Origin of the sequence: Zavarzinella formosa DSM 19928 (assembly GCF_000255705.1) — a bacterium.
Taxonomy (GTDB): Bacteria; Planctomycetota; Planctomycetia; order Gemmatales; family Gemmataceae; genus Zavarzinella; species Zavarzinella formosa.
In genome coordinates this window covers 50,632-67,200 of the sequence record NZ_JH636449.1, presented here as the reverse complement: position 1 = coordinate 67,200, position 16,569 = coordinate 50,632, and the positions used below count along the sequence as shown (strand labels likewise).

Below are 16,569 nucleotides of genomic sequence, written 5' to 3'. Positions count from 1 at the left end.
GCATGGCTCACCCGTTATACGGCCCCGAACTGCGGTTCATGCTGCTCGACGGCAATCTGCCGGGATTGAAGGCGTTCGTGGAGACGCTCAATCCCACGACGGTGGCCAACGCCTTGGTGGACGATGCGTTTACGGTCGATCAACTTTGGACGATTCTGGGCCAGGCCGACCCGCGCCGACAGGCGCTGATTTTTGAATACTTTCCCATCGACTGGCAGGTGCGGCTCGCCATCGGGGCCGGCCGGCCGCAGATGGCGAAACTGATCGAGTTGATGTCTTCCGACGACCGCGTGGACTTGTTGCGGAAACTGCCGGAACAAGTCTCCGAGGCATTGTTGCGGTTGGTGGACGAGGCCGACCGCAAGGACATCGCCAAACTCTTCCAGTACGAGGAAAACACGGTCGGCTCGATCATGACGACCGACTATGCGTGGATTCCCGCCGGTCTCACCGCCGGGCAGGCCATCGACCGCCTGCGGCAACAGGCCCCCGACCGCGAGACGATTTATTACATTTTCGTGCTGGACGAGGGAACCCGCAAACTGCTCGGCATTCTCTCCCTGCGAAATCTCGTGCTGGCCGACCGGAACACGCCGGTCAAAAAGATCATGCTCGCCGATGATCTGATCTTGCTGAAAGCCTCCGATGACAAAGAACGGGCCGCCGAAGAACTCGGACAGTATGACTTGCTCGCCATCCCCGTGCTGGATGACGAAGGCCGGTTGGTGGGGATCGTCACGCATGACGACGTGTTGGACGTCATCACGCAGGAAGCCACCGAGGACATGCAGAAGCAGGCCGGCGTGGGGCCGTTCAGTGGAAACTATTTGGAGACCGGGTTCTTCACCATCTGGCGAAAACGGGCCATGTGGCTGTCGATTTTGTTCTTCGCCGAACTGGCCACCTTCACGGTGATGGCCGAATTTGAGGAAGCGCTCTCCACGATTCTGGTGCTGGCTCTGTTTGTGCCGCTGTGCATCTCCACCGGGGGCAACTCCGGTTCGCAGGCCGCCACGCTCATCACCCGGTCGCTGGCGCTCGGACATGTGAAGGTGGGGGATTGGTTCAAGGTGCTTCGCCACGAGTTTGTCATGGGCGTGGTGCTGGGGCTGACGCTCGGCGTGATTGGCTTCCTGCGGGGGGCGTCCACCTCGACCGAGTTGCGAAGCGCCAAAAAAGAACTCTCCTCCCCGACAGAAGTGATTTTCCCCTCGGATCAACCGCTGAAATCTGACGGAAACGGCGTCTATCGCCTCCCGGTCGGCACAGAAACCGCCGTGCGGGAACCCACCAAAAACCCCACGACCCTGACGATGGCCAGCCCGGACATCGTCCCCGAGAAGGTGGCCCACGGGGAGCATACCACTTACATTTTCCCGGCCGGGACGGTCAGCCAGGCCGAGACGGTGGGCCGCTGGCGGTTCGCAATGGTGATTTCCCAATCCGTGGCGTTTATCTGCCTGTGGGGGACAATCATCGGGGCCATGTTGCCGCTGGCGTTCCACCGATTCGGGATTGACCCGGCGCTGGCCTCCAGCCCGTTTGTGGCCACTTTTGTGGACGTGACCGGTATTTTGGCGTTCTTCTCCATCGCCAGCGCCTACTTGCTTTGACATTCGCCCTACGAAAACCTTGATCCGACAAATACACTGTTCCTTGGAGGCCGGCGACCCCCTGACGGAACCATGACAAACCCCCCCGCCTTGTTCAGCCTGTTTGGTTGCGTGATCCGTGTTCACTGGACGGTCGGCCTGTCCGTCCCTCTGGTGGCTGGTTACACCTTCGCCACCGAATCCGCATTCGCCGCCTGTTTCTATTCCCTGATTGTCGTGGCAATGTTGGGGTGTGTCTTCCTTCAGGCGATGATGCACGTCTTTCTGGCGGCCCGGCTCGGAATCGACACGCGGGACGTGGTTCTCTATCCGTTCTGGTCAGGCGTCCGGTATGCGACCATCAGCGAACGCCCCTGGCAGGAAATTTACGTGTCGCTGGCCGGGCCGCTCACTCACGGGTTGATCTCGGCGGTCATTACCCTGGGGTTGGGATTGGCCGGAAAAAGCGCGGCCTTCCCGATGCCCGACCAATTGAACTTTGATTCCACATTTGTCGTGTTCCTCGGCTGGTGCAATCTGTTGATGGCGATTTTTCATCTGGTTCCGGTGTTGCCGCTCGACATGGGACAGGTGTTTCGGGCCGCCCTCTCCATGACCTCCACCCGGCTCCATGCCACGGAGATCGCCTGCAATCTCAGCACTATCGGATCGCTGGCCCTGCTGCTAATCGGCCTGGCGTGGCTTCAATCGCCGCTGCTCGCCTACCTCGCCATTGCCCTATATTTGTCAAGCCAGGAAGACTTGGGGCGAATGCGTTATTTCGCGTCCATCAAGGCCGACAAACTGGAGGCGCTGGAGCCGATCCCGTCCATCATGATCCCGATGGATCAGATCGTGGATGAAACATGCAAACCGCCGGATGAACGCTTCACCGGGTTCACTTGGAATCGCAAGGCCCGGCTGTGGATTCAATGGCTGGAGGGGAAGGCCATCGGGGCGAACGCCCTCGTGGGGGACTGATGGACACGTCCGCCGTTGTCGCCGCCTTTCGCGGTGTGTCGCACCGCATCGGCTCCCATCCTGTCTTGCGGAATATTTCCCTCGAAGTGAGCGCCGGGCAAACCGTCTGCATCATCGGCGAAAGCGGCTGCGGCAAAACTGTCTCCCTGAAATTGCTCGTCGGCCTGATGACCCCGACCGCCGGAGAAGCTCTGCTGTTCGGCTCGCCGCTGGCCAGCCTCGGGGTGAACGAACTCCGGGCGGTTCGCCGCCGAATCGGTTTTCTGTTCCAGGGTTCCGCGTTGTTCGACAGTCTGAGTGTGGCCGAGAACATTGCTTATCCGATGCGGGTGGCCGGTAAAATAACCGGTGATGATCTCCCAAAAGAAGTGATCGCCCGGTTGGAAGAAGTCGGCCTGAATGCCGCCGCGATGACGAAATTCCCCTCGGAACTCTCGGGCGGGATGCAAAAACGGGTGGCGTTGGCCCGCGCGTTGTCCACCAACCCCGAACTGATGTGTTACGACGAGCCGACCACGGGACTCGACCCCGTGATGACCGAAGTCATCAATGAACTCATCGTACAAACCCGGCAACGCCGGCCGCTGACGAGCATCGTCGTGACGCACGAACTGCGAACGATTCGCCGGGTGGCCGACCGGGTGGTGATGCTCTCCCCGCTGACGAGGCTCGGGCCGGACGATCCGCAGGTGATCTTTGACGGAACGCCGGACGCCTTGTTTGATTCTTCCGATCCCCGTGTCCGACGATTTTTGGCGTGAGGAAACTGATTCGTGCCGACGTACCGCTATCCCGTGTTGATCGTCCGTGATGCCGCCGGGGGTTGCTCGGCCATCGCCATCGACGAGGACCATCTGGCCGGATTTGGCCCCAACGCGGCAGCCGCGCGCGACGACCTCGAAAATTTCCTGACGTGGCATCAACGGGAAAACGCCTGGCTCCCCGCCACGGACTTCCTCGAACCGGAGTTGCACACCTTCAAAGTGAACGTTCGCACCGAGTATCACGAGAAACAGCGGATATTCCCGACGGACATGCCGATCCCCGTTCGCGTGCAATGCATCACCGGGGTGCAGGATAGCGGCCAGCGGGTGGCGTCCATCCCGTTGCTCGGGATTCGCTTCACTTATCACAACGCCGATGACCTGAAGAATCTTGTCACCCGCTATGTGATTCAAAAACTGGAGGGGCTGACCCCGGAGGCGGTCGCCCGTTGTCTCTCCCCCGCCCATGTGGAATTGTCGGACGTGGTGGTTCGCGTTCCCCGCAAAGTGATGGCTGAAACAAAGTCCCCCATGCCAGAAACACTCGGCAAAGTGGGCGAACCGCTCGGCGACCGGGCGACGCGGAAGCAATTTCCCAAAGCATGGGAACGCGAGGACTCGCTGGCCCTGTTGGTGCGAAAACTCCACGATGAAAAGGCGAACGTCCTGCTGCTCGGCGAATCCGGGGTGGGCAAGACGACGCTGCTGGTCGATGCCGTACGCGAGGTGGAACGCCGATTGGAGCAGGAGGCGAAGGAGGCCGACACCCGGCCAGTGTCCCGGCGATACTGGGCCACCTCAGCCGGGCGGATCATCGCGGGGATGAAGTATCTCGGCCAGTGGGAAGAACGGGTGGAAACCCTGATCGCCGAGTTGGGGGAAATTCAGGGCGTTTTGTGCATTGACCGACTGCTTGATCTCATTCAAACCGGCGGACTCGGGCCGAGCGACAGCATCGCCGCTTTTCTCGCCCCATACATGGCTCGCGGGGAGGTGCGGATGGTTGCCGAGGTCAGTCCCACGGAGTTGGATGCCTGCCGGCGATTAATGCCCGGTTTGGCCGATTTGTTCCAAGTCATCCGGGTAGAACCGTTCAACCGGGCACAAGCTCTCAAGGTCATCGACCGGCAGATCGAGGCCACGCGGGCCAACCTGAAACTGGACGTGGCGGCGGGCGTCAGTGACCGGATCGTGCAACTGTTCCGGCGGTTCATGCCGTATTCGGTGTTCCCCGGCCAGTCGGTGCGGTTCACCCGTGAATTGCTTGAGCAGTGCAAGAGGGACCACAAGAAAGAGGTAACCGGGAACGAGGTCGTCAGCCGGTTCAAGGACCGCACGGGCTTGCCCGAGGTTTTCCTTCGGGACGAAATCACGCTGGATCGCAAGAACGTCTTCGATTGGTTCTCCGGTCAGGTGATTGACCAACCGGATGCCGTAGAGGCGGCCACCAGTGTGGTGATGACCTTCAAGGCCGGATTGAACGACCCGAACCGGCCGCTCGGGGTGTTGCTGTTCTGCGGCCCGACTGGTGTGGGGAAGACGGAACTGGCCCAAGCGCTGGCCCGCTATTTTTACGGCCACGGGGACGACGCCTCGGCAGCCACTTCCGGAAAAGCCAGTTCCCGGCTGATCCGGCTGGACATGAGCGAATACGCCGGTTTCGACGCCGTCAGCCGGTTGGTCGGCAGTTCCCCGGCCGAACCGGGCGTGCTGATCCGCAAAGTGCGGCAGCAACCGTTCACGGTGGTGTTGTTCGACGAAGTGGAAAAAGCCTCCCCGGATGTGTTTGACGTGCTGCTCGGCATGTTCGACGAAGGCCGGCTGACCGACCCGATGGGGCGGGTGACCAACTTCCGCAGCACCCTCATCATTATGACCTCCAACCTCGGGGCCGACCGCCAGCGCACCGTCGGCTTCAACCCGAACGGCGCGCCCCGCTATCAGGACGAGGCGATGGCCTACTTCCGGCCGGAGTTCTTCAACCGGCTTGATCGCGTGGTGACCTTCCAACCGTTGAAGGAAGAAACCATCCGGGCCATTACTCGCAAGGAACTGACAGCCATCGGCCAGCGCGACGGGCTGAGCCGGTTGAAACTCGTCATCGAATGGACCGATCCGCTGGTGGACCAACTCGCCAAGGTGGGATACGACGCCCGTTACGGGGCCAGGCCGTTGCAACGGACCATCGAACGGGAAGTGGTCGCCCCGTTCGCCAAATGGGTGCTGAGTCAGGAAAACTTGTTCGGGGCGAAGATTGTCGTGGATTGGAGTGACGGCAAACTCGCCATCCACCGGCGTTGAAACCGGCAAAATCCGTGCCCCAAGCGTAACAAACGTGTCACCAGTGACGTAATATCTCGTGTCGGCATTTTCCCGATGGCCGGGGGGATGTCTAATATAATGACAAACGACTGGCGACGGAGGGTTCCGCCGTGGCGCTCACAGCTGTGGACCGCACCTTGCTTCAACGATGTCTGCATCACGACACAGGTGCGTGGAACGACTTCGTTGACCGTTTCCTCGGTCTCATCTACCACGTTATCCACTACACAGCTTACCTGCGCAGCACTGGCCTCACCCCGGAAGAGGTGGAGGACATTGCCCAAGAAATCCTGTTGCAAGTGGTCGCCAACGATTACTCAGTCCTCCGGCAATTCCACGGCAAAAGCTCGCTGGCGGCCTATCTCACGGTGATCGCCCGGCGAATCTGTGTTCATCAGATGGTCAAGATCGACCCGGCCCGCAAGCCCCTTCCGAAGAATCTGCAAAAGACCGACGACGCGGACAACCATCAGCCCCGCCTCGGACTGGACAGTCTGGAAGAAGTGCAACGTCTCCTCAAGCGGTTGCCTGCCAAGGAACGAGAAGTGGTTCGTCTCTTCTATCTGGAAGGGCGAACCTACGAGGAAATCAGTTCCCGGCTGAACATCCCCGTGAACACCATCGGGCCGGTGTTGTCGCGGGCCAAGAAGAAACTCCGTGAATCGGAGGAGAATGAAACCGCTCCCGCCAAGAAAGCTCCCGCCAAGAAAGCGCCCTCCTGATCTGATCGCGGGATTTTTTCCCTGTCTGCGGGACGTTCATTTCCCCGTCTCCTTAGAATGACCTCCGACATCAAACCGAGGAGTACGCCGTGAAATATCTGGCAGCAGTCGTCGTTTGCGGAATCGTCTTCTCCGGCGCGTTCGCCGGGGATGTGGAAGTGGCCGGCATGAAGTCCGTCACCCCCAAGGGATGGAAGGAAGAAGCCCCCTCCAACAGCATGCGGCTGACGCAATTCAAGTTGCCCAAGGCCGAAGGCGATCCCGAGGATGCCGAACTGGCCGTGTTCTACTTCAAGGGGGGCAGCGGCGGCGTCGAAGCCAACCTCGAACGACAGGTGAAGAAGTTCAAGCCCGCCGCCGGGGAAGACAAGGTCGAGGCCAAGACCGAGAAGATCAAGGTCGGCAAGATCGACGCGACCTTCCAAGACGTTCAGGGGACGTTCCTCTCCAAGTTCCCGCCCTTCGCCCCGAACGCGAAGATCACGGAAAAAGAAAAGTACCGTCAACTGTATGTGATCTTCACGACGGAACAGGGCGATTACTACATGACCCTACTCGGCCCGGCGAAGACCATCGAAAAACACAAGAAGGACTTCCAAGAGTTCCTGACGAACTTCAAGTGATTTCTGATTGATGAAGACACCAGACCCCGCTCCCAAAGAGCGGGGTCTTTTCGTTTCTCCAGCCGATTTGACTTGGCGAGATAGGATAGTTTCTCGCCCCGTTCGCCCGGACGGCCATTTTGAGCGTCGTGGAGGAATCGCACCCATGCCCGCCACCGTTGAATCCCGGATGCAAGTCATTCAAGGCGACATCACTCATCTGAAAGTTGATGCCATCGTCAATGCCGCGAACGAGTCTCTGCTGGGAGGCGGAGGCGTGGACGGGGCCATCCACCGGGCGGCCGGGCCGGATCTCTTGGCCGAGTGCGAGGACTTGGGCGGCTGCCGCACGGGGGACGCCAAGATGACCGCCGGGTATCGGTTGCCGGCCCGGCATGTGATCCACACGGTCGGCCCGGTCTATCACGGCGGCGTTTCCGACGAGGCCGAACTGCTTCATTCGTGCTATTCGGAATCGCTGCGTCTGGCGGCCGACGCCGGATTGGGGACGGTTGCCTTCCCGTGCATTTCAACCGGCGTGTTCGGCTACCCCAAAGAAGAAGCCTGCGAGGTGGCCATCGCGGCGGTCACGGAATGGCTGGCCGCCCACGAATTGCCCCGCCAAGTGACCTTCTGCTGTTTCAGCATCGACGACGCGGAGTTGTACCGCTCCCGGCTTGGCCGGGAAGCGTGACCGCATATTTTGCGCTGCAAGAATTGACCGGCAGGGATCGTTATCCCGTCGAAGAACCGCATGATCCCAAGAGCCCCACTGCGTGAGCGGTGGGGGTGGCCGTCACACTTTAGAAGCCACCCCCACCGCTCACGCAGTGGGGCTCTTGAATCTCTCACGCGAGATGCTTGTTGAAATTGCTTTACGTTTTTTCCACCCGCCCCATCGTCACTTTCACTTCGTGAATCTTCCCGTCATCCGACAGCGTGACGGCCATGCCCTCGGCCGGCTGACCGTCCAAAGTCACCGTTTTCACGCCCCGTTCCACACCTTCCGGGTTGAAGATTTCAATGCGGTAGGTGGATGATCCGTGCCGGTAAGTCACCTCGAAGGTTTTCCAATCCGGGGCGACACACGGGTTGATCTTCAAGTGGCCCGCCTCGCGCTGGAAGCCGAGGATGCCCTCCACCCCCACGCGGTACATCCACCCGGCCGAGCCGGTGTACCATGTCCAGCCTCCCCGGCCGGTGTGCGGGGGGACACCGTAGACATCGGCGGCGATCACATAAGGTTCCACCTTGTACTTGGCCACGCCCTCCGGGGTGGAGGAGGCGTTCACCGGGTTGAGCAGGCGGTACAATTCCGTCGCCTTCGCCCCCTCGCCAAGCATCGCGGCGGCCAGCACCGTCCATGTGGCGGCGTGGGTGTATTGCCCGCCGTTTTCGCGGATGCCTGGCACATAGCCCTTGATGTACCCCGGTTGAAGTTGTCCGGCGTCAAACGGCGGCGTGAACAGCAGGATCAGCCGGTCCTCCGTTCGCACAAGCCGCGAATAAACCTCGTTCATCGCCTGACGCGCCCGTTGCGGATCGCCCGCCCCGGAAATTACCGACCATGATTGGGCGATGGCGTCGATCCGGCATTCGGTGTTCTCATGCGAACCAAGCGGTGTGCCATCGTCAAAGTACGCCCGCTTGTACCAGCTTCCATCCCACGCGGACGTTTCCACTGCCGACTTCAGCCGGGTGATCGCCTCCGCATAGTGCGAAGACCGGGCCTGCTCGCCTCGCTTTTGGGCCAATTCCACGAACCACGGCAGAATCGACAGTTGGAACCACGCATTCCAGACGCTTTCGCCGGTGCCGTGGTTGCCGACTTTATTCATCCCGTCGTTCCAGTCCCCGATGCCCATCAGCGGCAATCCGTGGGGACCGAACTTCATTCCGTTGTCCAGTGCCCGGAAACAGTGCTCCGCGACGGTGGCGGCGTCCTCGCTCACGCCCGGCAGGCCGTAATCTTCTTCCTGCTCCGGCCGAAGTTTGGCCCAATTCAGGAAGTGGGCTTTTTCCTCCAGAATCGTTTCGTCCCCGGTGACCGTGATGTATCGGCTCACGGCAAGCGGGAGCCACATAAAGTCGTCCGAGAAGCGGGTGCGAACCCCTCGCCCCAGCGGAGGATGCCACCAGTGCTGCACATCCCCCTCGGGGAATTGCCGGCTGGCGGCGCGGATGATGTGCGCCCTCGCCTCGCCCGGCGTGAGATGCACCATCGCCATCAGATCCTGAAGCTGGTCCCGATAGCCATAAGCCCCGCCGGATTGATACGTGGCCGAACGGCCCCACACTCGGCAAGCCAGCGATTGATACGCCAGCCAGCCGTTGAGCATCACATCCATCGCCGGGTCTGGCGTTTTCACTTGAATCGTCGTGAGCGTTTGCGACCAGTATTCCCGCACGGTTTTCAACGCTTCGCCGGCCGCCGCCGGTTCCCGATAGAGCTTCGCCAACCGGGCGGCCTCGGCCTTGTCCGTGGTTTCGCCGAGAACGAACACGACTTCCTTCTCCTGACCGGGGGCCAGTTCGACGGCGCACATCAAAGCGGCGCACGGATCGACCGTCGGATCAATCCGGCCGGTGAATTGAACCCGTCTCAAGCCCGCCGGCCAACGAACCGAGCCGTTACGCCCGAGGAATTCCGTGCGATCGCTGCTGAAACTCGTCGGCCGGGGCATGGCGTCCGCGAAGGCGACCACCGTGGGGAAGTCCGGGTTGAACGGGTTGCGGGCCAAGATTCGACCGCCGTCTTCCGTTTCGGGAATCACCTGCATGATGGCCGCGTCGCGGGTCGTCCCCAAGACCCACTCGGCATAAAAGATAGCCGAGAGCTTTCGTGGGGTCGGGCCGGTGTTCTTCAACTTCAACAGGAGAATTTTCACCGGATCAGCGACGGGAACGAACATGGTCAGTTCGCTGGAAACTCCGTTTACCTCGCTTTGGAACACGCTGTAGCCGAAGCCGTGCCGCACGATCGTTTCGCCGCCGAGCGGCAACGGCGTCGGGGTCCAGCATTCGCCGGAAACATCGTCCCGCAGGAAGATCGCTTCGCCGGGGGCATCCGTCACCGGGTCGTTGCTCCACGGCGTGATGCGGTTTGTCTGGCTGTTGCCCGCCCATGTGTACCCCGCTCCGGCTTCGGAAATGGTGAACCCGGCCGCCGGATTGGCGATGACGTTCACCCACGGCGCCGGGGGAAGCGCCCGCATCGACGGAATGATTACCACATATTCCCGGCCGTCGGCCGAGAAGCCGCCGTTGCCGTTGGCGAATTGCAAATTTGGAACGGACTGGCTGCCGGTTCGGGCTTTCGCCGTTGCCGGGCGCACGTTGAGTTGCCGGCCGACGCCCGCCTTCGGGTCTTGCTCCCGGCGGTCCACCTGATTCGCCAGCGATCCCCGCCGGCCATCGAGCGTCACTCGCGCCGCCGCGAGCAGCAAGCGGCGGTCCTCGGGAACCAGTTGATCCCCGCGCCGGATGAATATCCCCCCCGGTTTGTCGATCAGGGAATGCGAATCACACGCCTTGGCCAGTTCGATCAATTGCTGGTTCAAACTGTCGAGATAATCGGACGGATGCTCGTTGAGGATCACCAAGTCCGCTTCCAATCCCTGCTGCCGCCAGTAGGCATGGGCCAGGAACAATTGCCGGACAATGGCAATTTCGTCCGGTTCGTTCAACGTCACCAACACAATCGGCTTGTCCCCGGAGATGCCATGCCGCCAGAGGCCGTTTTGGCCTTGTTGATTGGAAGCGATGATCTCCTTCGATGCCCGCAAGGTTTGGCCTGCGTAAATCACTTTCGCGGCCAGCCGTTGGAACAGGTGGACATCCTCGTCCGACAAGTGCAAGTGACGAAGCTGAACGCGGGAATGTGCCCACGCCAGTTCAAACGCCCGGTTCACGCCGTGAAAATCGTTGAAGCGATCGGCGAGCAACAGGGCTTCTTCCCGCGTGACGGCGATGGCCGTCGTGAACGCCAGCGCGGCCGAGCCGCCAGCCGGAACCTTGATCCGGCGCCGCAGGCTGAACACCGGGTCCAGCACCGGGCCGGTCGTGCCGGAAAGGCAGGCGTTCTTGTCCATCGCCGCCGGGGAGGCGGGAGTCCGGCCTCGGCCCAGCCAGCGGGAGCGGTCTGATTCAAATTCCACATCCCCGACCGTCGGGCAATCCGTGGCCAGCACATGCAAGGCCCAGATCGGTTGCTCCGCCGAAGCTCGCGGGCGCCTTCGGCAGAGCAAGGCGTTGAATCCGCCAAGCCATTCTGTTTCCAAGAACAATTTGCCAAACGCCGGATGGGCCACATCGGCCCGGTGCGGCAAAAGAGCCACCTCGGTGAAACTCGTCAGTTCGATTTCGCGTTCCGCATCGCCCAAGTTGAGGATCGTCAGTCGGCGAATCTCGGCCGAGTGTTCGGGGGAGACGGTTACCTCCATGTGGGTTTCAATCTCGCCATCGCGGCGCCGGAACTCGGCTTTGTCCGTCGAGTAAATCACCTCGAAATAGTCGGCCTTCGCGGCCACCGGATGATGCCCGGCCGACCAGATTTTGCCGGTTTGAACATCCCGGATATAGCAGAACTGGCCGCTGGAATCGGTCGTGCGGTCTTCTCGCCAACGGGTGACATCCAAGTCGCCGCAGGTCGAATAACCGGCGCCCGTGTTGGTAATCATCACACTGTAACGACCGTTGGAAAGCAGATGCGTGCGCGGGTGCGGCGTGTCGGCGGTCGTCAGACGGCGGCTCATCGGCAAGGCCGCCTCGCGCACCACGGCGGCCGGTTCCGTTTCATCCTCGTGGGCTTCCACCAGTGGGGCCACGCGGGGGAGGCGTTCTTGCAAGAGCAGTTCCGTCGCCCGAACCATCGGTTCGTTGTGGAATCGTCCGGCCATCGGCTCGCCGAGCAATGCCTCGGCCAGCGCCGTCAGCGCCATCCCCTGATGGTGGGCCATGTAAGAACGCACAACGGCCGAGTGGCGCTTCCACGCCACGCGATCGCGAGTGTAGTCGATGGCCTCGTAGTACCCGTATGGCCCTTCGCCTTTTTCCTCGGAAATCTGGCGAAGGTTTTCGAGCGCCGACCGGGGCCGCACCATCACCGCCAGCAACGTGGCATAGGGGGCGATCACCAAGTCCCGCGAGAGGCCGCGTTTTAACCCGAGGCCGGGCACGCCGAACGATTGATACTGGTAGTCCAGCCCGGCGTCCAATGCGTTGAAGCCCGATTCCGAAATGCCCCACGGGATGCGGTTTTCCTTGCCGTATTGAATCTGCCGGGCGACCGAGCCTCGCAGGCTTTCTTCGATCAACGTGCCCGGATAGGCGTTCATGAACAATCGCGGCATCAGATATTCAAACATCGTGCCGCCCCACGAGACAAGCGACACCCCGCCGGGCACCTTCGTGAGCAACCGGCCCAACTGGAACCAATGCTTGCGAGGCACATCCCCGCGGGCGACAGCGAGGAAACTCGTCAGGCACGACTCGGAAGCCAGCAGGTCGTAATGCGATTGATCCAACCGCCCGGCCGAGCGGTTGAAGCCGATGGCGAACAAGTTTCGCTGCCGGTTGTAGAGGAACTGAAAATCCATCGCGGTGCCGAAAGCGTCGGCCCGTTCGGAGAGACGTTGCAATGTCTCCACCGGCGTCGGGTTGGCCAGTTCGTGAGACCAGCTTTTCGCCTGGGTGTTGAAATGGCCGATCCAGTCGGCGAACATCCGTTGCCCTTCGGTGGGCTTGGGCAGTGCCTCGAATTGCCGGAGGATGTCGGCGGAGCAGTTGGCCATTTTGCCAAGCCGTTCGGCGACATCGGCAGCGTCATCCCGCCATTCGGCCAACAGTTCTCGCAGATGTTTGAGGTTGCAACCGGATTCCCCGGTCGTCCACGATTCATCAAGCGTTTTCTTGAAGGCAATGCCTTCCTCGGCCAACCGCAAAGTGTCGGCCAATCCGGCCCGAATAGTGGCGAACTTTGTCGGCTGACCGGCTTTTTCCAGCAAGCCTTGCTTGAGCGTGATAAAGCAGCCGAGCAGGTTGCCGCTGTCCACTGTGGAGATGTATGCCGGGTTCAACACGGCTTTGTTGGACGTGTCGTACCAGTTGAAGAAATGCCCATTGTACCGTTCGAGGCTGTCAAACGTGTCGAACGTGTCGCCAATTCGCTTCGCCATTTCGCCGGGCGTGATATAGCCGAAATCATTGGCCGCCATCGAAGAGATCAAATACAGCCCCATGTTCGTCGGGGATGTTCGCCGGGCAAGCTGGCGCTTCGGGTCTTCCTGGAAATTGTCCGGCGGCAGCCAGTGGTCGGCGGCCGTCACGAACGTGTCAAAGAACAGCCACGTTTTGCGGGCCACACGGCGAAGTTCTTCCCGCTCGGGTTCCGTGAGCAGTTCATCAGGTTCGTCAGGAACCGACCGGCTGACAAACCACGCCACGCCGGGCGACAACACCCAGCAGACCAGCAGCGGCAGGGCGGTCAGCAGCACATCCGTCCGGCCCCATGTTCCGGCGAAACCGATGCACACGGCGATCACCAAGGCAATCGCGACCGTGGGCCACATCACCTTGAAGAAATTCGCCACGCTTGCCTGCAACCGGCTGTCGGCGGCGGCGGCCGTCTCCCATTCCAGCAACCGGCGGCGGGAAATGAACAATCGAAATAGCGTTCGCGTGATCGCATCCGCGAGGTTGCGGGCCTGATCGGCCAGAAACACCATGCTGAAGAGGAACTGGCCGAACGTGGCCCCGAAATTCCCCTGCAACTCCCGCAGTTGCATCCGGCGGGATTCGCCAATGACCAACCGGACGGCCGATTCCAGCCCAAAGGTCAGGAATGGCAATGCCAGCACGCCGAGAGCGAAGGCCGTCCATGCCCACGCCGGGCCGGGCAACACCGTCCAGCCGAGGGCGAGCAACACCAGCAACGCCGGGGGCGTGATGCTTCGCCGCAGATTGTCAAAGATCTTCCAGCGTTCCAACAAGGGAAGCGTGTTGGCCCGTTTGCCGGGTTTCGCGGCCGGACCATGAACGCCGGTCGGCTCTTCCTCGGTCGAGGGAGCCGGGGCGGGCACGCGGTTGAAAATCCACGGAAAAATCTGCCAGTCGCCGCGCACCCAGCGATGGTCCCGGCGGGCGTGGGTGTGATACCGGGCCGGGAAATCATCGACCAATTCGATGTCCGTCACCAGCGCGCAACGAACATAATTCCCCTCGATCAGGTCATGACTCAGGATTTGATTCTCAGGGAAGGCATGACCGACGGCCGACTCAAACGCATCAAGGTCGTAGATGCCCTTGCCAGTGAATGTACCCCGGCCGTAGAGGTCTTGATAGACATCCGACACGGCAGTGGTGTACGGGTCAATCCCGGCCGAAGAGGCCATCACTCTGGAAAACAGCGAGCGCTTCCCGGCCGCCATGCTCAGGGTCACGCGGGGTTGCAACACACCATAACCTTCGGTGACCCGGCCTTTGGCCTTGTCAAACCGGGGTTGGTTCAGCGGATGGGCGATGGCCGCGACCAGTCGCCGGGCGGTTTCCCGCGGCATTTGTGTGTCCGAATCCAGCGTAATCACGAAGCGAATTCGGGGAATCGAGGTCATGTCCCCGGCGATCGTGGTGAACGTCGTGTCGGCCGCCCCCCGCAGCATTTCGTTGAACTCGGAGAGCTTGCCGCGTTTCCGCTCCCAGCCCATCCATTTCCCCTCGGCCGGGTTCCAGAGACGGCGACGGTGGAACAGGAAAAAGCGATCTCCCCCGCCGGGTAACGGGTATCGTTCGTTGAGGGCGTCGATGCGGGCGGTGGCCGTGGAGAGAATCGTCTCGTCGTCCGGCCGTTGTTCGGTGTCCGAATCGGTGAAGTCAGTCAGCAAGGCAAAGCGGAGTTGCGGATCCGGATTCGAGAGGAAGTGAACCTCCAACCGCTCCGTGAGGGCGACGGCTCCCTCGGGCTTGGTCAGCAATGTGGGAACGACCACAAACGTCGGGCAATCAACCGCAATGCCATCCTTGAAGTCCAGTTTTGGCAACACGCGAGGCGGGAGATAATGCGTCACCAGCCAATGGGTCAGCAACACCCCCGTATCTAACGCCGGGAAAAACGCCGCCAGCCCGGCCAACACCAGCCACAGCCAACCGGCCCCGGTCGAGGCCGTCAACAGTACCACTGCCACGATAATCAATGATGTGAGAACGCCCATCGTCCCGAAGTGAAACACTCCGGGACGGGCAAGCACCGTGTCTTTCAGCCATTCGGCCGGGCCGGGACGGTATCCCAGCAGACGCTCAAAACTCGCCCGGCCGGGGCCGATCAGGTGATAGCCGACATGCCGCACCGGCGATTTGTCGGAGACGGAAGCTTGGCACAAATCAAGCAGACGTTGTGTGACCGTGATTTCTTCCTGCTTGGTTCCCCGGCTGAGTTGTTCCACCCGGCGACGGTAGCGGTCCTTCGTGGCAAAGTCTTGCCGGGCGTAGATGCGGGCGGGATCGCTGCGCAGCATCGATTCGACCACGCTGGTCGTCTCGAAAAACTCGGCCCAATCAAGGTTCGACAACAGCCGCAAGCTGGTGACGCAATTCCCCACGGACACCTGATCGGCGGCCTGCCGACGGTGTTCCCGGCGAAGAAGCTCCGAACAATTGTCATTCGCGCAAGAAAGCCGTTGCTCCAGCCATTCAACGTGCGGCGTCGCGGCCGGGCCATGATCCCGGAACAATTGCAGCAGATGAACCAAAAACGGATCGGACCATTCCGGTTTCCAACTCGGGGATGGCGGCGGGGCCTCGGCTTGGGCAAACTGGGCGTCAAACCACCCCTTGGCGGCGATGCGCTCTCGCCGATGCTCGATGAATTGCTTGGCCAGCCGGTTGAGGTTTTCGAGAAGCACCACCCGCAACATGATCGGCACGGCCCACAATTCGCCGATGGTGAGCGGGGAAATTTCCTGATACGACTTCACGAAACGAGTGACGTTTCCCTCGTCCAGACTGGCGTCAGTGTGCGAAATGAGGGCCACGGCCAAGGCATACACCCTCGGCAATCCCTCGTGCGGCCCATCCCCCACTTTGGGCAGGCGTGAGTAATAGCCGCTGGGCAAATCCTCGCGGACTTCCCGCAAACCCTCTTCGATGATGTGAAAATTATCCAGCAACCACTCGGCATCCGGCGTCAGCACTTCCTCACGGCGGTTGGCCTCGACGATCTCGGCATGATCGCGCAGCAGTTCTCGCTGCATCACCGGGAACCGCTTGAGCAGCGACACTTCCTTGGCCGATTTAGGCGCCACGCGCGACGCCTCGGCCAGCCAGCGGGCGTGGCTGTCGAGATGATCGCCGCCGAACAATTCCGCACGCATCGGCTGGTCGATGGCGGACAATTTCGAGGAAGAAGTTGATTCGGCGGCAGGCAATTTCGAGGAAGATGTCGAAGAGGAGGACGCCGGGCCTTCGGGAAGAATGGTGGAAGCTTCGCTCATCTGTGTCCAATCCGTGGTTACTCGCGCCGCGTGGGGGTGCGACGCGAGAATCTGCTGAATTGGAACCGCATTAACGCAATCCGTGTGCCGTGAACACGGAT

Annotated in this window: 8 protein-coding genes; 7 read left to right on the top strand and 1 reads right to left on the bottom strand. The window is 61.2% G+C overall.

Annotation, left to right across the window (positions count from 1 at the left end; genetic code table 11):
- The first annotated feature begins 2 nt into the window (after positions 1-2).
- The 7 genes from mgtE (at position 3) to BGIM_RS0140455 (ending at position 7,677) form a co-directional block, all read left to right on the top strand.
- On the top strand, positions 3-1,613 hold the full coding sequence (gene mgtE, locus BGIM_RS55050; protein ID WP_020475314.1) for a magnesium transporter: 1,611 nt from the start codon (positions 3-5) through the stop codon (positions 1,611-1,613).
- A 72-nt stretch (positions 1,614-1,685) separates the two neighbouring features.
- Positions 1,686-2,573, top strand: a complete 888-nt coding sequence (locus tag BGIM_RS0140480) for a site-2 protease family protein (RefSeq protein ID WP_020475313.1) — start codon at positions 1,686-1,688, stop codon at positions 2,571-2,573.
- Positions 2,573-3,334: an ABC transporter ATP-binding protein gene (locus BGIM_RS0140475; protein ID WP_020475312.1), complete on the top strand. Its 762-nt coding sequence runs from the start codon at positions 2,573-2,575 to the stop codon at positions 3,332-3,334. Before BGIM_RS0140480 ends, BGIM_RS0140475 begins: the two co-directional genes overlap by 1 nt.
- A 12-nt stretch (positions 3,335-3,346) precedes the next feature.
- Positions 3,347-5,638, top strand: a complete 2,292-nt coding sequence (locus BGIM_RS0140470) for an AAA family ATPase (RefSeq protein ID WP_020475311.1) — start codon at positions 3,347-3,349, stop codon at positions 5,636-5,638.
- 131 nt (positions 5,639-5,769) lie between these two features.
- Positions 5,770-6,381 (top strand): RNA polymerase sigma factor, encoded by a 612-nt coding sequence (locus BGIM_RS0140465; protein ID WP_020475310.1) that lies wholly within the window; start codon positions 5,770-5,772, stop codon positions 6,379-6,381.
- A gap of 89 nt (positions 6,382-6,470) precedes the next feature.
- On the top strand, positions 6,471-7,004 hold the full coding sequence (locus BGIM_RS0140460; RefSeq protein ID WP_020475309.1) for a hypothetical protein: 534 nt from the start codon (positions 6,471-6,473) through the stop codon (positions 7,002-7,004).
- A gap of 145 nt (positions 7,005-7,149) precedes the next feature.
- Positions 7,150-7,677 (top strand): O-acetyl-ADP-ribose deacetylase, encoded by a 528-nt coding sequence (locus BGIM_RS0140455; protein WP_020475308.1) that lies wholly within the window; start codon positions 7,150-7,152, stop codon positions 7,675-7,677.
- Between the two features lie 181 nt (positions 7,678-7,858).
- Here the strand turns inward: BGIM_RS0140455 and BGIM_RS0140450 are convergent, their stop codons facing one another.
- On the bottom strand, positions 7,859-16,468 hold the full coding sequence (locus tag BGIM_RS0140450; protein WP_020475307.1) for a GH36-type glycosyl hydrolase domain-containing protein: 8,610 nt from the start codon (positions 16,466-16,468) through the stop codon (positions 7,859-7,861).
- Positions 16,469-16,569 lie beyond the last annotated feature (101 nt).